The sequence below is a fragment of the Enterocloster sp. OA13 genome (assembly GCF_022440595.1).
Taxonomy (GTDB): domain Bacteria; phylum Bacillota; class Clostridia; order Lachnospirales; family Lachnospiraceae; genus Enterocloster; species Enterocloster hominis.
The window spans coordinates 1,637,961-1,658,055 of sequence record NZ_JAKNTF010000001.1 but is presented as its reverse complement, the minus strand read 5'-3'; the positions used below and the strand labels follow the sequence as shown (position 1 = coordinate 1,658,055).

17 protein-coding genes are annotated in these 20,095 nt (G+C 51.6%); 1 reads left to right on the top strand and 16 read right to left on the bottom strand.

Going from position 1 to position 20,095, the window contains the following annotated elements:
• Positions 1 to 16: 16 nt before the first annotated feature.
• From MCJ35_RS07300 to MCJ35_RS07285, 4 genes are all read right to left on the bottom strand, one after another.
• The gene (locus MCJ35_RS07300) at positions 17 to 793 is read right to left on the bottom strand and encodes an SDR family NAD(P)-dependent oxidoreductase (protein WP_051400521.1); all 777 of its coding nucleotides are present in this window, start codon (positions 791 to 793) and stop codon (positions 17 to 19) included.
• A gap of 11 nt (positions 794 to 804) precedes the next feature.
• Entirely contained in the window at positions 805 to 1,821 is a 1,017-nt protein-coding gene (locus tag MCJ35_RS07295) for a zinc-binding alcohol dehydrogenase family protein (protein WP_227809349.1), read from the bottom strand.
• Positions 1,822 to 2,910, bottom strand: a complete 1,089-nt coding sequence (locus MCJ35_RS07290; protein ID WP_025482233.1) for a mandelate racemase/muconate lactonizing enzyme family protein — start codon at positions 2,908 to 2,910, stop codon at positions 1,822 to 1,824.
• A gap of 168 nt (positions 2,911 to 3,078) precedes the next feature.
• Complete coding sequence (locus MCJ35_RS07285; RefSeq protein ID WP_227795038.1) at positions 3,079 to 3,711, bottom strand: GntR family transcriptional regulator; 633 nt, start codon at positions 3,709 to 3,711, stop codon at positions 3,079 to 3,081.
• A gap of 205 nt (positions 3,712 to 3,916) precedes the next feature.
• Between MCJ35_RS07285 and MCJ35_RS07280 the strand changes: the two genes are divergently transcribed.
• Complete coding sequence (locus MCJ35_RS07280) at positions 3,917 to 4,636, top strand: hypothetical protein (protein ID WP_025482235.1); 720 nt, start codon at positions 3,917 to 3,919, stop codon at positions 4,634 to 4,636.
• A gap of 92 nt (positions 4,637 to 4,728) precedes the next feature.
• Here MCJ35_RS07280 and MCJ35_RS07275 read toward each other — a convergent pair whose 3' ends face one another.
• From MCJ35_RS07275 to argS, 12 genes are all read right to left on the bottom strand, one after another.
• Positions 4,729 to 5,517: an RnfABCDGE type electron transport complex subunit B gene (locus MCJ35_RS07275; RefSeq protein WP_008724915.1), complete on the bottom strand. Its 789-nt coding sequence runs from the start codon at positions 5,515 to 5,517 to the stop codon at positions 4,729 to 4,731.
• Between the two features lie 16 nt (positions 5,518 to 5,533).
• Positions 5,534 to 6,109 carry an electron transport complex subunit RsxA gene (rsxA, locus tag MCJ35_RS07270; RefSeq protein WP_008724912.1) on the bottom strand — a complete coding sequence of 192 codons (576 nt, stop codon included), beginning with the start codon at positions 6,107 to 6,109 and terminating at the stop codon, positions 5,534 to 5,536.
• A 12-nt stretch (positions 6,110 to 6,121) separates the two neighbouring features.
• Positions 6,122 to 6,913, bottom strand: coding sequence for an electron transport complex subunit RsxE (gene rsxE, locus MCJ35_RS07265; protein ID WP_008724911.1), 792 nt, complete (start codon positions 6,911 to 6,913; stop codon positions 6,122 to 6,124).
• Between the two features lie 11 nt (positions 6,914 to 6,924).
• A complete protein-coding gene (locus MCJ35_RS07260; protein WP_008724909.1) occupies positions 6,925 to 7,539 on the bottom strand; it encodes an RnfABCDGE type electron transport complex subunit G in 615 nt (204 codons plus the stop codon).
• A 2-nt stretch (positions 7,540 to 7,541) separates the two neighbouring features.
• Entirely contained in the window at positions 7,542 to 8,477 is a 936-nt protein-coding gene (locus MCJ35_RS07255; protein ID WP_025482237.1) for an RnfABCDGE type electron transport complex subunit D, read from the bottom strand.
• A gap of 15 nt (positions 8,478 to 8,492) precedes the next feature.
• The gene (rsxC, locus tag MCJ35_RS07250) at positions 8,493 to 9,818 is read right to left on the bottom strand and encodes an electron transport complex subunit RsxC (protein ID WP_008724905.1); all 1,326 of its coding nucleotides are present in this window, start codon (positions 9,816 to 9,818) and stop codon (positions 8,493 to 8,495) included.
• A gap of 186 nt (positions 9,819 to 10,004) precedes the next feature.
• The gene (locus MCJ35_RS07245) at positions 10,005 to 11,915 is read right to left on the bottom strand and encodes an ABC transporter ATP-binding protein (RefSeq protein ID WP_051400524.1); all 1,911 of its coding nucleotides are present in this window, start codon (positions 11,913 to 11,915) and stop codon (positions 10,005 to 10,007) included.
• A complete protein-coding gene (locus MCJ35_RS07240; RefSeq protein WP_240299425.1) occupies positions 11,912 to 13,657 on the bottom strand; it encodes an ABC transporter ATP-binding protein in 1,746 nt (581 codons plus the stop codon). The genes MCJ35_RS07245 and MCJ35_RS07240 overlap by 4 nt, the downstream gene beginning before the upstream one ends.
• Positions 13,658 to 14,152, bottom strand: coding sequence for a MarR family winged helix-turn-helix transcriptional regulator (locus tag MCJ35_RS07235; RefSeq protein ID WP_008724899.1), 495 nt, complete (start codon positions 14,150 to 14,152; stop codon positions 13,658 to 13,660). It lies immediately after the preceding gene.
• A 259-nt stretch (positions 14,153 to 14,411) separates the two neighbouring features.
• Positions 14,412 to 15,038, bottom strand: a complete 627-nt coding sequence (locus MCJ35_RS07230; protein WP_008724895.1) for a flavodoxin family protein — start codon at positions 15,036 to 15,038, stop codon at positions 14,412 to 14,414.
• The gene (locus tag MCJ35_RS07225; RefSeq protein ID WP_025482239.1) at positions 15,035 to 18,208 is read right to left on the bottom strand and encodes a DEAD/DEAH box helicase; all 3,174 of its coding nucleotides are present in this window, start codon (positions 18,206 to 18,208) and stop codon (positions 15,035 to 15,037) included. The genes MCJ35_RS07230 and MCJ35_RS07225 overlap by 4 nt, the downstream gene beginning before the upstream one ends.
• A 28-nt stretch (positions 18,209 to 18,236) precedes the next feature.
• Positions 18,237 to 20,090: an arginine--tRNA ligase gene (argS, locus tag MCJ35_RS07220; RefSeq protein WP_025482240.1), complete on the bottom strand. Its 1,854-nt coding sequence runs from the start codon at positions 20,088 to 20,090 to the stop codon at positions 18,237 to 18,239.
• Positions 20,091 to 20,095: the final 5 nt, after the last annotated feature.

The following is a 20,095-nucleotide window of genomic DNA, read 5'->3' as shown; positions in this document are numbered from 1 at the left end:
TTATAATTCCTCCGCATTAAAATCCATGGGACGTGGCCCCGCCATCCACGGTAAAATCATGGCCCGTAAGATAAGTGGATGCTCCGGATAAAAGGAACAGCATCATATAGCCAATCTCCACCGGCCTTCCGAACCTGGGAAGCATGGGTTTACTGAGCGCTGCCGCCTTGCGGTCAGGATTCTGTCCGAACATCCCCTCATTCAGTTTTGTCAGGAACCATCCCGGCGCCACACTGTTAACCAATATATTATCATTTTTCCACTCTTCCGCCAGCCCCCGGGTTAGTCCGAGGATACCTGATTTGGTCATATCATAAGGAAGTACCTCTGTAAAACCCATATATGCAGCCATGGAGGAAATGGAGATGACCCGTCCGATATACTCTGATTCCTTTAAATACGGATAGCAGATTTTGGCCATCATGAGAGGTGTCTTCAGGTTGATATCGAGAATTTTATCCAGCCGCTCCTCAGGAAAATCCTCTGCCCTGCATTTAAATGTGATTCCAGCATTGTTTATCAGGAAATCAAGATGCCCTTCTTTTGCCGCAACCTCCCCTACTTCTCTTTTTACTTTGTCATGATCCGTCACATCGCATATTACATCAATCAGGCTTCCATCACGGATTATTTCCTCATTGGAATGAGGCGCAATGTCAAAATTATACACTGTGGCCCCTGCATCCGTCAGTACCTTTGCCTGTCCCAGCCCTAATCCCCGGCTGGCTCCGGTAATGATGCCCACATGACCAGTCAGATCAAACAGATCTGCAACATATTCCTGTGAAGTCATTTCATCCCCTCCTAAAACGTAATTATCACCTTACAGGCCCCGCTGTTTTTATCCATGGCTGTTTCAAATGCCTTTTTGGCTTCCTCCACAGGAAACACATGGGTAACAAGCCTGTCAATCCTGTCCCTGCGCCCCGGAAGGCTTTCCACCACCTCTTTAAATTTGCTGTTCTGGTTGCGGGTTCCTGCAATAATCAGCTCATTCTTGTTTACCAGCCTGAAATTAATAGGTACCGGCTCGGGTGCGAACGTAAGAGGGACCAGGCGTCCATGGGGACTCAAAAGTTCCACTGAAAGACTGGTCAGGGCCGGGACGCCGCTTGTCTCAAATACCACATTCACGCCTTTTCCATCCGTGATATCCATCACAGCCTCCCTCAAATCCTGCCGGCCTGGATTGATGGTATGTTTTGCACCAAAGTTCTTTGCGATTTCAAGCCTTGCCTCATTTACCTCGCTGACAATGACGGTTGCACCAAGGCTCTCCGCCATGTCACAGATAATCATCCCAATGGGTCCTGCGCCATGGACCAGCACCAGATCTCCCGGCATGGTGCCAGCCTGGGCATTGGCCTGGGCGCCTATGGTATATGGCTCTGCCGTGGCTGCCTGGACAGGTGTAAGCGCCGGGTCATATTTATAAAGCTGCCGGCTTTCAACTACCATATATTCTTCCATCACACCGTCTGCATGGACACCGGCTACCACAATATCCGGGCAGCAGTTATACCGTCCATTGCGGCAGGCATAGCAGGTATTACAGCCATGTATGGGTTCAATGATGACAGGATCCCCGGCTTTTAAGCCCGTGACATCATCCCCTGTCTTCTCAACAATGCCGCATCCCTCATGTCCGATGATACGTGGATAGGTGGCATAGGCATGGGTTCCATGGAAAATATGTATGTCACTTCCGCAGATACCTGCCGCGGTTATCTTCACCAGCACCTGTGTACTGCTCTGGATCTGCGGCATTTCCTTTTCAATTACTTCCAGTTTACCTGGCTCTGATACATATACTGCTTTCATCTACCTAACCTCCTCCAATGCTTCTTCTTTAAATCTGAATCCCCAGCCTGCGCCTTCTCTTGGGTAAGCATATCCGTCCTCAATCCGCATGGTATTGTCGATGATTCCGTCAATCCAGTCAAAGGATTCCGCGCCATAGGGCCTTGCAACAGTGCACAGCAGGGGAACATCATAATCCTTGTAATAGTGCGGAAGTACCGGCAGCTGGTAAGCGGATGCCAATGCCGCGGAATTGCGCCACTCTTCCACGCCGCCTAAACGGATCAGGTCAGGCTGCCATAAGTCCAGGGCATTTCTTGCAATCAGATTTTTCAATGCCTCACAGTCATACTCACGTTCCCCCATGGCCAGGGCAATGCCGCATTTCTGCCTGAGCAGTTCATATCCTGCAAAGTCCGTATGGGGTACGGGTTCTTCAAACCATTGGAGTCCGATACCCTTTGCCTGCTCTGACAGTTCAAGGGCGTCCACCACATCCATGCCCTGGTTGGCATCCATCATGATTTTCACACGGCTCCCAAGCCTTTCACGGCAGATACTTAACCGGTGCAGATCCCGTTCAATCCCGTCAGGATGCCCCACTTTAATTTTGACAGCGGTAAATCCACGGCTCTTGTAATCCAGCACCTCATCCAACAGTTCCTCATCCGTATAACTGATCCATCCGCCGCTTCCGTATACCGGAACCCTGTTCTGGTTACAGCCCAGCAGTTTGTGGACAGGCTGTCCGATGCAATGTCCCCATGCATCCCACATTGCAACGTTAAATGCGGCAACCGCACAGGTATTCAGTCCTGTATTGCCAAAATACTCTGCCTCCATATCCCACTCTTTTTTGGCAAGGACGGTCTGGTATACATGGTATTCCCTGTCAAGAATGAAGCTGCAGCAGTCCTTTAATGCTCCCTCAATGGCGCCTGGTGAGTAATGGAACGAAAGAAGATAACCCTGTCCCTTCACTCCGTCTGCGGTCTCCACCTCCGCCACATAAAAAGCAATCTTACTGATTGTGTGGGTGGAATCAGCAATGGGTTTCGTAATCTTGGATACGGCCCGGTAAATCCTTGCTTTCTTGATTTTTGTGTCCATAGTTCCTCCTTATATTTTATTGATATTTATATAATATATATATTATATCTAACTGATATATCTAATATGATAAATATTTACCATATCACCCGGATATAATCCTTTCGGTTCTACCCAAGTGATATGGTTGTCCCATCTTTATCCTGAAGTGTGTTTTAAGGCACTGGGTTAACGGAAACTGCGGATTGTCCTCTCCTTGGACTGCTCCAGATGGATGGCCAGTGTCCTCTCCAGTTCTTCCCTGTCCCCCTCTAAAAGCGCATCCAGGATTGCCACATGTTCTTCTGTGGTCCTGTCATCCATGGCATCGGCGCGGGAACACGCAATCCTCAGGCGCTGGTTCTGGTCATATATATTCCTCATCATCCTGCGCATATAACGGTTGGGGCATCCTGCCATGATATAGCTGTGCAGCTCCGTGTCCAGGTCTATGTAGTATCTTCTAAGCTGCTCCCCCTTTAGGTCCGGATCCGGTTCCAAAAAGCGGCGCCGCATATCCCTTAGCCAGTTCTTATCAATCTGATGCATGGAACTTACAACCATCTCAGGTTCAATCAGGCGGCGGACCTGATAAATATCCTCTATCAAATCCTGTGTGACATCTGTTATGATGGTGCCTTTTCTGGGATAGACATATACAAAATCCTCTTTCTCCAGGCGCAGGATTGCCTCCCTTACCGGGGTCCTGCTGATATTCAGTTCCTTCTGAAGCTTATCCTCGGACAAATCACTCATAGGCGGATATTCGCCACTTATTATCTTTTCTTTTATATAATCGTATGCACTATCTGTTTTTCCCAAAATCGTTCTCCATTTCCCTCAATCTGATATACCGTTTCCCGGAAGTCTGGAACAAAAATATTCCTCTGTCTGCTCATACAAAAAGAAAAAGCAACAGATATATCAGTTGCCTACATAATAACATTTTCTTTGCATTTTTTCAATATCTATTATATAATATTTTCAAATTATTTTCTATCTTTTTTTATTTCATGGAGGATTGCTTATGGACTATCTTAACACTCTGACAAATGGGGATATCCTTACCATCTGTCTAATCATCTTTGCCTGTATACTTATCTTTCCCCGGTTAATCCGCATGCGGAGGATAAAAAAGGAAATCTACCATAAAATAAGGTGCGGGGAAACCATTGCCCCGGAGGATTTATCCGAAAAGCAAAAACCATTCCATACCCACAACGGCACTTCAAAAGAAATTGAGGAACTGCTGGTAAAGCTGAAAAGCCATGCCTTCAAACATGGGATGAAAATCATTTTCCCAGGAAGCTTCCAATATAAAGACACCATCAGCCCAACTACCATGATCCTGGCCGGCAGTTTTGGCCTGCTTCTGATCCACTGTTATGGTTTTGGCGGACATGTCTATACAAAAGGCAGTCCGGTCCGCTGGGTGCAGGACATGAATCAATCCATCAAGGAAATCCCCAATCCAGAGGATTCCATGGAACAGGAAAAAAGGCTTATGGAGTCAGCCCTTATGGATAGTCCTTATGAAAACATCCCCATATATGCCGCCTCTGTATTTACCCGTCATAATCTGATACTCAGCGTTCCAAAAGACTGCCTTGTCTTTAACCGCAGCGGCTTCATGGAGTGGCTTAAAACAGAACCTGATTTCCAGGCTGATAACCAGGTCCCTGTTAAAGAAATCAGTGATTATATGGTAGGTATGGTCAAAGCAAAAGCTGCTTCTGCCAGCACATAAAATCAGATATGTCCATAATCCCATCCCATACAAAAAGGCGGTCCACCGGTATCACACCGGCAGACCGCCTTTCATACTGCATATTAAATTCCTTACTGAATCACCTTAACCGGGCACTTCTCTGCGCACTTGCCGCAGTTGGTACATTTCTCATAATCAATCACTGCCAGGTTATCCTCCATATGGATGGCGTCAAACTCACACTGCTTTGTACACAGGGTGCAGCCGATACAGCCGGATTCACATACGGACTTCACATCCTTGCCCTTGGCATGGGAACTGCACTGTACCAGATGCCCTGCCTTGTAGGGAACCAGCTCAATCAGGTGGTTGGGACAGGAGGACACGCACTTGCCGCAGGCAACGCACTTCTCCTTGTCAACCACTGCCACGCCGTCCACCACATGGATGGCGTCAAAGGCGCAGGCCTTTACACAGGAGCCGTACCCCATACATCCGTAGGTACATGCTTTCTCACCTGCCCCAGGCACCACCGATACTTTCTTACAGTCATCCACGCCATAGTAGTTGTACTGCACTTTTGTCTTATCGCATGTGCCTTTACATTTGACAAATGCAACCTTCTTCTCAGCAGAGCCGCCGGCAACGCCCATGATGGCCCCAATCTTTTCTGCTGTGGAAGCGCCGCCCACCGGACATGCGCCTACGTCTGCCTGGCCTGCCGCAATGGCCTTTGCCAGGGCGTCACATCCCGCATAGCCGCAGCCGCCGCAGTTATTGCCGGGCAGTTCGTTGCGGACCAGGATTTCCTTTTCATCTACTTCTACTTTGAACTTCTCGCTGGCAATGCCCAGGAAGATACCAATCAGGATACCGAGGATACCTACCACTGCTGCCGCTATAATAATACCTGTTACCATTTTCCTTCTCCTCCTTCTAAATTAATCCGGAAAATCCGAAAAATGCGATTGCCATAAGACCTGAGGTAATCAGAACAATGGGTGACCCCTGGAAGGAATATGGTACGTCATTATGCTCAATCTTCTCGCGGACACCAGCTAACATGACAATAGCAATGGTAAAACCAACGGAGATACCGATACCGTTTACAACGCTCTGTACGAAGTTATAAGACTTCTGCACATTGGTAAGAGCCACACCCAGAACCGCACAGTTGGTGGTAATCAGAGGCAGGTACACGCCCAGGGCCTCATACAGTGACGGCATGGATTTCTTTAAGAACATCTCCACGAACTGGACCAGGGCCGCAATGACCAGGATGAATACAATGGTCTGCAGATATTCCAGGTGCAGGTTCACAAGGATACCGGTGTAAACCAGGCTGGTCACAGCGGATGCAATGGTAATGACGAATATAACCGCCGCACCCATGCCGGCTGAGGTCTCCACCTTCTTTGAAACACCGAGAAATGGACAAAGTCCTAAGAACTGGCTCAAAACAACGTTATTGACCAGAGCGGAACCAATGGCAATTAATAATAATTCTTTCATCTATCCACCCTCCTAATTCTCTTTTTTGGAAGTAGCTGACTTAAGCTCTGCTTCCTTCTTAGCTACGGCTGCCTTCCTGGCTTCCAGTGCCTTCTCCTCTGCCTGACGCTTCCTGGTCTCCAGGACTTCATGGTTGGACATGCAGGAGGAACCGGAACATTCCATACAGTTGCCGCCGCAGGCCAGCTTGGACTGTGGCACGGAACCGTTGGTTGCAGACGGCGCCTTGAACTTGTTCTGAAGGGCTGTCAGGATTGCCAGCACAAAGAATGCGCCAGGAGCCAGTACAAAGATGGCGATATGGTAATCCTCAGGGATGACCACGTTGCCGAACACGGCGCCGGAACCAAGGATTTCACGGACAACACCGATACAGGTAAGGGCGATGGTAAAGCCCAGTCCCATGCCGATACCGTCAAATGTTGATATGACAGGCCCGTTCTTGGACGCATAGGACTCTGCACGGCCAAGGATGATACAGTTAACCACTATCAATGGGATATAGATACCCAGGGCAGCGTAAAGGCTGGGCACATAGGCCTGAAGCAGCAGCTGCACGATGGTAACCAGGGAAGCCACGATAACGATGTAGGCCGGAATACGCACACGGTCCGGTATGATCTTACGAAGGGCTGAAATTATCATGTTGGAAAAAAGTAAAACCACGGTGGTGGAAAGTCCCATACCAAGACCGTTGACCGCTGATGTGGTGACGGCCAGGGTCGGACACATACCAAGCATCAGGACGAAGGTAGGGTTTTCTTTCACAATACCGTTATATAAACGTTCTGAACAGTTATTCATCATCCCACCTCCTATTCATTGACACAGTTATGCAGATAATATAAGGCTGCATTGACTGCGTTGGTTGTTGCATTGCTGGTAATGGTGGCGCCGCTGATTGCATTAATCTGGGTGTCATCTGCATTACCTGACTTGGTGACACTTAAGGACTGGGCATTCTTGCCGGTAAACTGGTCCTTGAACGCCGGTTCCTTGGCCTTAAGACCCAGGCCCGGGGTGTCGTTGATTTCCAGGAACTCGATTCCCGTGATGGTGCCGTCATCCTTAAGGCCCACGGACAGCTTCACCACCCCGCCGTAACTGTCATTGGAAAGGGAGGTGACCACAAACCCCAGTTCATTGCCGGATGCGTCCACTGCCTTTAACACATTCTCCACTTCCACCCCGCCGAAATCCATGCCTGCCAGGTCTGCGTTGCAGCCCTCGATGGCAGCTGTCAGGGCTTCGTCGGTCTCAAAGGTCTCAGCCTCGTTAAACACAGCCTTATACGCCTTATTGTTGGCCGCGATGGTGGCCATTGCAATGGGTTCCTTTGTCACCTGGTATACACCGCCAAGAAGGCAGCCGGAAACCAGTGTGATGGCAAAAAGGATGGCCGCGTCTTTCATAAATCCTGCTTTACTCATAATTACCTGCCCTCCTTTCCAAATGCCTTGGGAAGGGTAATCTTTTCAATCAGCGGCACAAGGATGTTGCTGATGATGATTGCATAGGAAACGCCTTCCGCGGAACCGCCGAAGATACGGAACAGTCCGGTCAGTACGCCTAAAAGGATACCGAATACAATCTGCCCCTTTGGTGTAATCGGGCTGGTCACATAGTCGGTGGCCATAAAGAACGCGCCGAAGATAAGACCGCCGCCGCACAGATGGGCCAGGATATAATTCACATCGAATCCATGTCCGCCAAAAAGGGCTGCAAATACAACAACCGTCAATATGTATGCCGCCGGAATACGGATGGAGATTACCTTCTTGACCAGAAGATAGGCAGCGCCTACAAGCAGGGCGATGACGGATACCTCTCCGATGGTTCCCGGGATGTTGCCCACGAACATGGCAGGGATATCCACTGTCCCGCCGCTCTTAAGCACGGCCAGGGGCGTTGCGCCGGAGATGCCGTCAAAGCCGCTGTAGCTGAAGTTGGTCATCTTGCCTGCAAAGGATATCAGGAGGAAGCATCTTGCCGCCAGGGCCGGGTTCATGAAGTTCTGTCCCAGGCCGCCATACAGCTGCTTAACCACGATGATGGCAAATATGCCGCCCAGGGCCGGTATCCATACCGGGATTTCCGGAGGCATGTTCAGCGCCAGGATCATACCTGTTACCAGGGCGCTGCAGTCATATAAGGTGTTGGGCTTCTTCATCAGCTTCTCATATACGTACTCGCTGAGCATACAGGCCGCAACCGTGACAATCAATACTAATAATGCATGTAAGCCGAAATGATATACGCCGAACGCAGATGCAGGCAACATGGCAATGGCCACATCCAGCATGATGCTGTGGGTGGTCTCATGGCTTCTCACATGCGGGGATGATGATACATTTAATAATTTAGTCATTTCTTATGTCCCCTCCTACCCTTTCTTCCTGCGGTTAGCCGCAACCGTCTTACGCATTTCCTTAAATGCCTGTGTGAGCGGACGCTTAGCCGGACATACATAGGTACAGCTTCCGCATTCCATACATTCCATACCGTTTAATTTCTCAAAGGTGTCACAGTCATCCCTGAGGGCTGCCTGCATCATCATCACGGGAATGATATGGCTTGGACATACGCTGACGCACTTGCCGCAGCGTATGCATGCAGAAGGCTCCATCTCTGCCACCTGGTCCTTTGTGAAGCAGGTCAGGGCGGATGAAGTCTTGCTTACCGGTATATCAAGGCCAAACAGCGCCTGTCCCATCATGGGACCTCCGGATATGATTTTCTCCGGCTCTGTCTTAAAACCGCCGGCTGCTTCTAACAGTTCCTGGTAATTAGTTCCCAGTTTCACGCTAAAGTTCCTGGGGTCTGTCACTGCATCGCCGGTAACGGTAATGATCTTGCGCATCAGAGGGGTTCTTTTGCACACTGCCATGTAGATGGCAATCACGGTGTCGATATTGTCCACAATACATCCTGCGTCGGCCGGAAGCATGGAAGAGTTGACCTTCCTTCCTGTGACCGCATAAATCAGGGAACGCTCGCCGCCCTGAGGATACTTGGTAAGAAGGGGACAAACAGTGATACGCGGCTCGTCCTTAACAAGTTCCGTTAAGATCTTAATGGCCTCGGGCTTATTGTTTTCAATGCCGATTACGCCTTTTGCATTGTCAAACAGCTGCAGGATGACCTTTAAGCCGCCCACGATCTTCTCCGGCTCCTCAAGCATCATGCGGTAATCGCTGGTAAGGTACGGTTCGCACTCCGCGCCGTTTACAAGTATGTACTCAATGGCGTTCTCGTCCTTGGGGGTCAGCTTCACATGCGTGGGGAAACCTGCCCCGCCCAGGCCTACGATACCTGCTTCTTTTACAATACTACGGATTTCTTCCTTGGAAAGCGTGGACGGATCCCTGTCCTCCCCCACTCCCTCGATTGTCTTATATTCCCCATCATTTTCCACGATAATGGAGGGTACCATTGCTCCGTTTGCCATACGTCTCGGCTCAATGGCTTTCACTGTTCCTGATACGGAAGCAATGACATTGGCTGATATGAAACCGCCTGCTTCTCCAATCTTCTGGCCTGCCAGTACATGGTCCCCTTTTGCCACCAACGGCTTTGCAGGTGCACCGATATGCTGTGACATAGGATACACCAAATCGCCCTTTGGCATCAGAACCTGTACCGGTTTGTTCTCTGACAGCTCTTTTCCCTCATACGGATGGATGCCGCCTATAAAAGTCGCCAAACCCATGGATTCTCTCCCTCTTTCTTTCATAATATTCCTTTGGCGGCAATGCCGCCGGTAAAACGCCGGAATACGGGAAGAGCTGCCTGGTCCCTTCCCGAATTCACCAACTTAGTATAGCATAAATATACATTGTATACAATACAGAATTTAATCGTTATTTTTTTAATTTATATGTTAATTTCATGGCAATTAATCCAGTTCTTTCATGCCCGTGTACAATTCATAGTACCGTCCCTTCATGGCCAGGAGTTCATCATGGCTTCCCCGTTCAATGATTTCCCCCTGTTCCAGGACCATGATGGCATTGGCCCCCCGGACCGTGGACAGTCGGTGGGCAATGACGAAGGTGGTGCGGTCAGCCATAAGCCGGTCCATGCCGTGTTCAATATGCTTTTCCGTCCTGGTATCCACGGAGCTGGTGGCCTCATCCATTATGAGCACCGGAGCCTTGGAGATGGCTGCCCTGGCTATATTAAGCAGCTGCCTCTGTCCCTGGCTTAAATTGGCCCCGTCCCCTTCCAGCATGGTATCGTATCCATGGGGAAGGCGCATGATGAAGGAGTGGGCGGAGGCAGTCTTTGCCGCCTGGATTACCTCTTCGTCCGTGGCATCCAGCCTGCCATAACGTATATTCTCCATGACAGTGCCTGTAAACAGATGGGTGTCCTGGAGCACCATGGCAATGTTCCTTCGCAGCTCATCCCTCTTCATGTGACGTATGTCCGCCCCGTCAATGGTGATGGCGCCTGACTGTATATCATAGAAGCGGTTGAGCAGGTTGGTGATGGTGGTCTTACCGGCCCCTGTGGAACCCACAAAGGCAATCTTCTGTCCCGGTTCGGCATAAAGGTTAATATCCTTAAGGATTATCTTATCCGGCTCATATCCAAAGGTCACATGGTCAAGGACCACATGGCCTTCCATGGGATTAAGGACCACCGCATCCCCGTGGTCGGCCGGTTCCGGCTCCTGGTCCATGACCGCAAATACCCGCTCCGCTCCTGCCAGGGCCGAGAACACGTTGCTCACCTGCATGGAAATCTCGTTAATGGGACGTGAAAACTGTCTGGAAAAGTTGAGGAATACCGTAAGCCCTCCCACGTCAAATCCCCTGAGCACACACAGCAGCCCGCCGATACAGGCTGTCAGCGAATAGTTAATCTGACTTAGATTGCCCATGACCGGCCCCATGATACCGCCAAAAAACTGGGCGCGGATCTGGTTATTCCTCAAGTCCTGGTTTAAGATCCTAAATTCCTCCTTTGCCGTGTCCTCATGGCAGAACACCTTAACCACCTTCTGTCCGGTCACGGTTTCTTCTATATAACCATTCACAGCGCCCAGGGAGGTCTGCTGGGCCGTAAAATACTTCTGGCTCCGTCCTGCCACCGCCCCGCCCGCCTTCATCATGAGCGGGATAAGGACCAGGGTGATCAGGGTCAGTATGACATTGGTATAAAGCATCAGCGCCAGGGTGCCCACGATACTTAGTGCGCCGGAAAATAGCTGGACCAGGGTGCTGCTGAGCATCTGCCCGATGGTATCCACGTCATTGGTAAAACGGCTCATCAGGTCACCGTTGGAATTGGTATCATAGAAACGGACCGGAAGCTTCTGCATTTGCCCGAATAAATCATTACGGATCTTCTGCAGGGCATTCTGGGCAACAGTCAGCATGACCCTGGCCTGGGCGTAGTTTGCAATGACACCCACCACGAAGATGACGGCCAGGACCGTTAAGGCCCTGAACAGCCCTGACGGATTGCCCGGGCTGCCGTCAAGGGGCGCGATGAAGGTATTGATGATGGGCCGCAGCATATAGGATCCGGCCAGGGTGGCCGCCGTATTCACGATGACGCAGAAAAATGCAAGCATCATCTTAGGTTTATCCTCGTTCAGATAATGCATGAGACGTCCTATGGTCCGTCCGCTGTTGCGGGGCATCCGTTTTCCCATGGAAGCCATCCTGGCAGCTCCGTGGCGGCCTCCCATAGGCCCCCGCCTGGGAGCCGCCGCAGGAGTGCGCCCATACCGCCGTTTTAAGCTTTCAATCCTATGCTGCTCTGTTTTATCCTGCGCAATTGTTTCTTTTCCGCTCATGACGCACTCACCTCCTCTGTTTCCCGGTCCCTCTGGGAATAATAGATTTCCTGGTATGCTTCGCAGTCCTTAAGCAGCTCTTCATGGGTGCCCTGGCCGATGATCCTTCCATCGTCCAGCACCAAAATCAGGTCCGCCTCTTCCACTGAGCCGATTCTCTGGGCGATGATGATTTTGGTGGTATCCTTTAAGGTGGTGCGGAAACATTCCCTGATCTTCGCCTCGGTGGCAGTGTCAACGGCGCTGGTGCTGTCATCCAGTATGAGGATTTTCGGACGTTTCAGCAATGCCCTTGCGATACAGAGCCTCTGCTTCTGTCCGCCGGATACATTAACGCCGCCCTGCCCCATATCGGTATCATATCCATGGGTGAAGGAGGTGACAAAGCCGTCTGCCTGGGCGCTTGCCGCCATTTCCCGTATCTCCTCCTGTGTGGCATCCTCCTTGCCCCAGCGCAGGTTCTCTTCTATGGTCCCGGAGAACAGGACATTCTTCTGCAGCACCATGCCCACGCCTTCGCGCAGGTTCTTAAGGGAATATTCCCTTACATCCACCCCGTCCACAAGGACCTGGCCCTTCGTGGCATCGTAAAGCCTTGGGATCATCTGCACCAGGGAGGTCTTGCCGCTGCCCGTGGAACCGATGATGCCAACAGTCTGCCCCGGCCTGGCTGTAAAGCATATGTCCTCCAGGACCAGTTCCTCCCCGCTGCCCGAATAGCTGAAATCCACATGCCGGAATTCCACCCTGCCCTCTGTCACCTGAAGGTCCTTGTGGGACGCATGATCATCCGTCAGGTCAATCTGTGTGTCCATGACCTCGTTCACGCGCTTCACGCTTGCCATGGCCCTGGAACTCTGGAGGAACACCATGGAAAGCATCATCAGGGACATGAGGATCTGTACGATATAGGTTGTAAATGCAGTCAGGTTTCCCACCGGCATATCCCCTGCAATGATGATATTTCCCCCATACCACACCACGGCCAGGGTGGTGATGTTCATGGCCAGCATCATGACGGGCATGGTTGCAATGACAATCTTCATGGCATTGAGGCTGGACTCCTTAAGGTCCTGGTTCATTTCCCTGAATTTATTTTCCTCAAAATCCTCCCTGACAAAGGACTTGATCACACGCACATTGGTCAGTGCCTCCTGGATGCCGGAGTTGAGGCGGTCCAGCTTTTTCTGCATGATGGTAAACCTGGGAAATGCCGTCCGCAGGATAAGGGCAATGGCAAGACTCAAAAGTGGGATGACCACCAGTATGACAATGGCCAGCCTGGCGTTCATGATGAATGCCATGATGAGCGCGCCCACGAACATCCCCGGGGCGCGGAGCATCAGGCGCAGCCCCATCATGACCACATTCTGGATCTGCTGGATGTCATTGGTCAGTCTTGTGACCAGGGAGCCGGTTGAATAATTGTCGATGTTCTTAAAGGAAAACTCCTGTACCTTGGCAAACAGGTCCTCCCTTAAATCGCTTGTAAAACAGATGGATGCCTTGGCCGAGAAATAGGCGCCGCCGATTCCCCCTAAAGCCATCACGAAGGTGGTAAGCACCATGACGATACCGATGGTCATGATATAACGGATATCCCGTCCCGCGACCCCATTGTTAATGATAAGGGACATGAGCTTTGGCAGCATGATTTCCCCGACTACCTCCGTGAGCATCAGCAGGGGGCCTATGATAAAGGCGCTGAGATAGGGAGTCATATATTTCTTATACCGCTTCACTTAATTCTCCTCTCTTTCTGCTTCAGATGGAACAGGTTGCAGGTCCCGGTCCAGATTGCCGTAGATCCGGTCCAGCAGGTTCCCCAATACATTCATATCATGTTCTGAAAACCCTTCAAACATACAGCTTTCCAAACGTTGGAATATCAAAACGCTTTCCTCCACGACCGTCCTGCCCTTTTCCGTAATGCATATCTGGTTGCAGCGGTTATCATCCTGGTCCACCAGCCGCTTAATATAGCCTCCCTTTTCCAGCTTCTTAAGCGATACAGCTATGGTGGCCCCTGAGACACCATACATCTTAGCCAGGTCCTTCTGGGAAACATTCGGGTTATTGGACACGTACATGAGTATCTGATGCTGGCTGCGGTATACCCCGGTCCCCTCCAGCTGGTGCTCAATCACACTTCGGTGTAAACGTGTCACACGGATATACTTCTCAATCAGACGGTGCTGCGGCGAGTCAAAGGGCCATCTGCATTCTGGTTCTTTCATGGGATGATTCCTCCTTTTCCATATTATTTGTTTATGATTGGGTTGGTGATTATCCGGTTAATAGTTAGCCGGTTAATAGTTAGCTATAATATGATTAGCTAATTAATCATTTTCATAGTATAACTCAGTTGAAAAATAAAATCAAGAGCATCCATCGGGAATCCCCGCCATCTCCTGAAACAAAAGGATGCAAAAGGCAGGAAAAGGCAGGGGCCGCCCCCCAATGGCCGCGGCCCCTGCCATAAAAATCCACTATCAGCTACCTTATGAAATTCGTCCTCTTCTTTTCCTTCTCCATCTCCGGCACAGTGATGCCCGATGCCTTACCCGCCTCAATGGATTGGATCAGCCACGCCATGTTGCGGCCCAGGACCCGCATAATCTGCAGGCCTTCCTCATCCTTCCTCACATCCTCCGGACATCCTCCGTGTACCATGTTCCAGTACTGGGAAGAAACCACCGGCATCTGCGAGATCATGAAGTATTTATTCAGCTGGTCCAGGGTGGCCGTGGTGCCTGCCCGGCGGGCGGAGGCAACTGCTGCCGCCGGCTTATGGGCGGCATATGCGCCGCCTGAATAGAAGAACCGGTCTAAGAAGGAGGTGATGGCGCCTCCCGCGGACGCATAGTGCACCGGGGAGCCAACGATAAGTCCCTGGGCTTCCTTCATCTTCCCCACTGCCTCGTTGACCTTGTCATCGTTATAAATGCATCTTCCCAGCTTGGAACAGGCGCCGCAGCCCATGCAGCCATGGACCAGATCCCCGCCCACATGCATGATTTCCGTCTGGATCCCGGCTTTCTCCAGTTCTCCCGCCACTTCCATGAGCGCTGTGTAGGTACAGCCCTTTTCATGAGGGCTTCCGTTTAACATCAATACTTTCATTCCTCTACCTCCTGGGTTACTATGTTCAGGATATCTTCCTTTGTCAGGCTGCCAAAGCTGACCGTGCCTTCGGTTACGATCTGGTCGGCCAGGTATTGTTTGGATTCCTGAAGCTTTAAGATATTCTCTTCTATGGTATTTCGCGTAATGAGTTTATAGACCGTAACCTGTTTTTCCTGGCCGATCCGGTGGGTCCTGTCCGTGGCCTGGTTCTGGGCCGCCACGTTCCACCATGGGTCATAATGGATGACAATATCAGCCGCGGTCAGGTTAAGGCCCGTGCCTCCCGCCTTCAGGCTGATTAAGAATACCGGGACATCATCCCGCTGGAATTCCCCCACCATGCGGATCCGCTCTTCCTTGGACGTGGCCCCTGTAAGCTTATGGCTGGCCATGCCTTCCTTTGAAAGTCTCTTCTCAATCAGTTCCAGCATGGAGGTGAACTGGGAAAACAGAAGGATTTTGTGCTCTCCCGAGATTCCCCTTCGGACCAGGTCCATGCAGGTCTCCAGCTTTGCCGATTCATGTTTATAATTCTCGTAGCACAGGCGCGGGTCGCAGCAAAGCTGCCTCAGGCGCATCAGCTCTGCCAGTATCTGAAGCCTGCCGTCCCCTGATTCGGAAAATCCTCCTGATTCCAGCTTTTCCTTCAGCTTCATGGCATTGGCTGCATACAGTTTCTTCTGCTCTCCCTCAAAGTTTGAATATACCACCTGTTCCAGCTTGTCAGGAAGCTCCTTCAGCACATCCCTTTTCACCCTTCTGAGCACAAATGGGCCGATGATCCGTCTCAGCCTGAAAAGGGCATCCTCATCCCCATCCCTGACAATCGGGGTCTCAAACTCCTTTTTGAAGTACTGGCTCCCGAACAGGAACCCCGGCATCAGGTAATCAAATATGCTCCAAAGCTCGCTGAGCCGGTTCTCCACCGGCGTACCTGTCAGGGCAAAGCGGGTCCTGACATCAATGGCTTTGACTGCTTTTGCGCTTTGGGTGGCTGCATTCTTGATATACTGGGCCTCGTCAATGACCTGGTATCTGAAATGGATGTCCTCATAGAACCGGATGTCACGTTTCAGTAAATCGTAGGACGTGACCAACACCTGATAACCATCCCCTGCTTCTCCTGAAAGCTGCTCCCGGACGGCTGAAAGCCTTGCTTCCCTCTCCGGCCCGTTCCCGACAATGGAAAGCACCCGCAGATCCGGTGCGAATCTGCCGATTTCATGTTCCCAGTTATACACCAGGGAGGCCGGGCATATGATCAGGGAGGGCTGCCGTTCCCCTGTGCCGTAAGCATCTTCAAGAAGCGTTATGACCTGGATTGTCTTCCCCAGTCCCATGTCATCTGCCAGTATGCCGCCAAATCCATAGCTGTCCAGCGTCTTAAGCCAGCAGTAGCCCACCCGCTGGTATTCCCGCAGCACACCCCGCAGACTCTCCGGCACGGGATAGTCGCTGTCCTCCACGGACTTAATCCCCCGGACCATGGCCTTTAACATCTGGTCCCTGTAGTATGCCACCCCGGGACTTTCCTTCATCAGGTGGTCCAGATACAGGGCGCGGTAAGCCGGAAGCCGGAAATTCCCCTTCTGCAGGTCTTTGCGGCTGACTCCCAGGTCGGAGGCCATCCGGCTGACCGCGTAAAGGCCGCCCTCTTCCAGTTTCAGGAATTGGCCGCTTTTCAGCCTGTAATACTTTTTCTTCTGGCTGTAGGCGGCCAGGATCCTGGACAGTTCCTCATTCTGCAGGTCCCCCATGTCCACAGACAGCTCAAGCCACCCCGAGGACACCCCCACTCCCACGCTTACCTTGGGGGACGGGGCCACCTTCCACTGTTTCAGGCTCTCTGATATATAGACCTGGCCCATCAGACGGAATTCCTCCAGTCCCACGTCCAGAAGACGGTACATGGCATCCTCATCTTCCTTAATCAGCAGCTTGATTCCCTCCGGGTCCTTATATTTAAAATACTTCTGGATCAGCTGGCTCACACGGAACTCCCCCGGCACATCCCGGCAGATGGTCTTAGGCAGGTTCTCATCCTCCAGCGGATGGAACACGTACTCACCGTACGAAAGCTCTGGTTCCATGAGAAGCTCCCCCTGTTCCCCGGTGTCAAACCGGAAGGCCGCCCTGAGGGGCTCCGGTTCATACTCCCTAAAATCCACCTGTTCCAGGATCAGCCGGCTGTAAGGGCTTATATGTTTCACCACACGCTCGTAAAAAAGAGGGATGTCCTTCTGCCCAATGAGCACATATCCCTCCCGTTCCTTGGATATCTGTTCCAGGAAAGGACCTGCTGTTATGGTAAATGCCTCACTGCAGCAGTAAACCGCGCTTCCCGTGATGGCATAGAGGCGGCGTTCCCCTTTGAAACAGGCATTCATCCTCTTTGGCTGTCCCTTTTTTTCCTGGGAAAGCCCCTCAAAGGCAACCTTCAGTCCGTCCCTTCCATACCGGGACACCCGGATGACCATGACCGGGTCCCCATCCAGGACAGCCATCCTGGTGCGCAGTCCTCCTGCCAGCTGCACATCCATCTCCCGTCCGGTGAACATTTCAAAAAAACGGTCCCTGTCCATACGGCTGAGTACGATATCCCGCACAGCCTTCTGGTTTTCCGTCACCCCGAGAAGCAGGGACAAAAGGCCCTGGCTCTCCTTCGCAAAGGCTGATTTCTGATGATGGAACCCCAGATCCTTACCGTATTCAACATACGTCCCGTTTTCCACCGCTTCCCTGAACGCGCCCAGATCCCTCAGCACATAAAAGCGGCTGATACCGGCCTTAAATTCCAGCCGCATCTCCCGGCTGCTTATGATAAGCACCGGTTCCAGCCCCACGCGCCCGGCCTCATCCTCAGCCAGTATCTGGGCCACCTCCCGGTTGGTGTATTCACGGATCATGGTGTGGGCCTGGTTGGATGTATGGACCGGCGGCTTTGATTCCTCTTCCTTCTGCTGCTTATAATACGCAAAAAGGGCCTCCCCATGGGCACACATGCCCTTATAAGAATTGCCCTTTGCGCAGGAACAAGAGTAATCCTTTACACGGCCACTCCCTAAATATAAAGTTACATTATATGTCTTGCCCTGGTCTTCCACCAGGCCTTTCACACCAGCCTCCCCTTTCCAGAAGCTGCTGGTGTTCATCCTGACTATTTTCATTGGACTGACGCTTCCTTTCGGCGTTCCTCTACATGCGGTCCGGTGCCTCGATTCCCAGCAGGCCGATGCAGGTTTCCAGTACCCGCTTGGCAAGGGTTATAAGACCGATGAAGCTGTCCTTCCTGGCCTCATCCGGCTCTGTCAGAATCTTGGTTTCATGATAAAAGCTGTTAAATGCATTGGACAGCTCATAGATGTACTGGCATATCTTATGGGGCGCTGTCTCAGCGAAACCGGATTCCAGCACCTCGTTGTACCTGGAAATCAGAAGCATCAGCGCCTTCTCCGAGTCATTGGCCGCCGGCAGGATATTCTTCTCCAGCGCATCTTCACTGACAATGCCGCCATTTTCCCTGTACTTGTTAAGGATGGATTTGATACGCACAATGGTGTACAGGATGTAAGGTCCTGTATTTCCTGAAAATGCGGTAAAACGCTCAATGTCGAACACGTAATCCTTGACAGCCTGATTGGACAGGTCCCCGTACTTAAGGGCTGCCAGGCCCACGATGCCCGCCGTCCTCCTGGCTTCTTCCTCGGACACAGTGCGCTCTTCATCCTCCATTATCCTTGCATACACTGCTTCGTTAATCTCTGCAATCAGGGTCTCCAGGCGCATGACGCCGCCCTCACGGGTCTTAAAAGGCTTTCCGTCCTTGCCGTTCATGGTGCCGAAGCCCAGAAATATCATAGGGGTGTCCTGTTTTACAATCCCGGCCTTCTTGGCAACCCGGAATACCTGTTCAAAATGCATGCCCTGGCGTTTATCCACCACATAGATATAGCGGTCCGGATGGAAATCCTGCTCACGCTCAACAATGGTGGCAAGGTCGGAGGTGGCATACAGGGAAGCGCCGTCGGATTTCCTTATGAGGCAGGGAGGGATTTCCTTGCTGTCCGTCTCTTCTGCCACGTCCACCACAAGGGCGCCCTGGCTCTCATAAGCCAGGCCTTTATCCACCAGCATCTGGATCATGTCCGCAATATAAGGCTCGGCATCGCTTTCGCCCTTCCACAGGTCAAATTCCACATTCAGGTTGGAATAATTCTTCTTAAGGTCCTCCACTGACACGGACATGATATGCTGCCAGATGGCCCGGAACGGGGCATACCCTTTCTGAAGCTTCAGGGTTGCCTGGTGGGCCCTTTCCTTAAACGCCTCATCCGTCTTTGACTTGGCGCTGGCAGCCGGGTATATCTCTTCCAGTTCACTGATGGTAAATGGCGCCTCTGCCGGGAATTCCCCTGTAAAGGATTCATCAAAATACACCAGCCCCGGCTTCCTGTCCCTCAGCTCCTCAATGATAAGGCCCATCTGAAGGCCCCAGTCCCCCAGATGCACGTCCCCGATTGTCCTGTGTCCCAGGAAACGGCCCATGCGCTTAATGCTCTCGCCGATGATGGCCGCCCTTAAATGGCCCACATGAAGGGGTTTTGCCACATTGGCGCCGCCGTAGTCCACCATCACGGTCTCAGGCTTTTCCGGGGCTTCCAGCCCCAGCTTATCCGCCGCAGCCATGCGCACCATATAATCAGCAAGGAACTGCCCAGACACCTTCAGGTTGATGAAGCCCGGCATCACAGCCACTGCTTCGCTGAATACGGGATGGGCGCTGCCTGACTGCATACCGGCCGCATCCGCGCCGCCTGTCTGTGCACCAGCCGCATCCGCGCCTGCGCCAGTCAGCTTCTCCACCACTGCGGTGGCAATGTCAATGGGCTTCTTCTTATAGGCCTTGGCCGCTGCCATGGCGCCGTTACACTGGTATTCACACAGGTCCGGGCGGTTGGACAGTACGACCTTGGCGAACTTCGCTTCATACCCGCAGGCTTCAAAGGCCTGTCTTAGTTCCTGCTCCATTAAGTCCAGAATTTTCTTCACGATTC

What these genes read in the sequence shown, in the direction of transcription:
- MCJ35_RS07255 (WP_025482237.1), bottom strand. Translation starts at nt 8,477, where the DNA reads ATGACTAAATTATTAAATGTATCATCATCCCCGCATGTGAGAAGCCAT.
- rsxE (WP_008724911.1), bottom strand. Translation starts at nt 6,913, where the DNA reads ATGAATAACTGTTCAGAACGTTTATATAACGGTATTGTGAAAGAAAAC.
- MCJ35_RS07235 (WP_008724899.1), bottom strand. Translation starts at nt 14,152, where the DNA reads ATGAAAGAACCAGAATGCAGATGGCCCTTTGACTCGCCGCAGCACCGT.
- MCJ35_RS07245 (WP_051400524.1), bottom strand. Translation starts at nt 11,915, where the DNA reads ATGAGCGGAAAAGAAACAATTGCGCAGGATAAAACAGAGCAGCATAGG.
- MCJ35_RS07260 (WP_008724909.1), bottom strand. Translation starts at nt 7,539, where the DNA reads ATGAGTAAAGCAGGATTTATGAAAGACGCGGCCATCCTTTTTGCCATC.
- MCJ35_RS07230 (WP_008724895.1), bottom strand. Translation starts at nt 15,038, where the DNA reads ATGAAAGTATTGATGTTAAACGGAAGCCCTCATGAAAAGGGCTGTACC.
- rsxA (WP_008724912.1), bottom strand. Translation starts at nt 6,109, where the DNA reads ATGAAAGAATTATTATTAATTGCCATTGGTTCCGCTCTGGTCAATAAC.
- rsxC (WP_008724905.1), bottom strand. Translation starts at nt 9,818, where the DNA reads ATGGGTTTGGCGACTTTTATAGGCGGCATCCATCCGTATGAGGGAAAA.
- MCJ35_RS07290 (WP_025482233.1), bottom strand. Translation starts at nt 2,910, where the DNA reads ATGGACACAAAAATCAAGAAAGCAAGGATTTACCGGGCCGTATCCAAG.
- MCJ35_RS07300 (WP_051400521.1), bottom strand. Translation starts at nt 793, where the DNA reads ATGACTTCACAGGAATATGTTGCAGATCTGTTTGATCTGACTGGTCAT.
- MCJ35_RS07225 (WP_025482239.1), bottom strand. Translation starts at nt 18,208, where the DNA reads ATGAAAATAGTCAGGATGAACACCAGCAGCTTCTGGAAAGGGGAGGCT.
- MCJ35_RS07280 (WP_025482235.1), top strand. Translation starts at nt 3,917, where the DNA reads ATGGACTATCTTAACACTCTGACAAATGGGGATATCCTTACCATCTGT.
- MCJ35_RS07275 (WP_008724915.1), bottom strand. Translation starts at nt 5,517, where the DNA reads ATGGTAACAGGTATTATTATAGCGGCAGCAGTGGTAGGTATCCTCGGT.
- MCJ35_RS07295 (WP_227809349.1), bottom strand. Translation starts at nt 1,821, where the DNA reads ATGAAAGCAGTATATGTATCAGAGCCAGGTAAACTGGAAGTAATTGAA.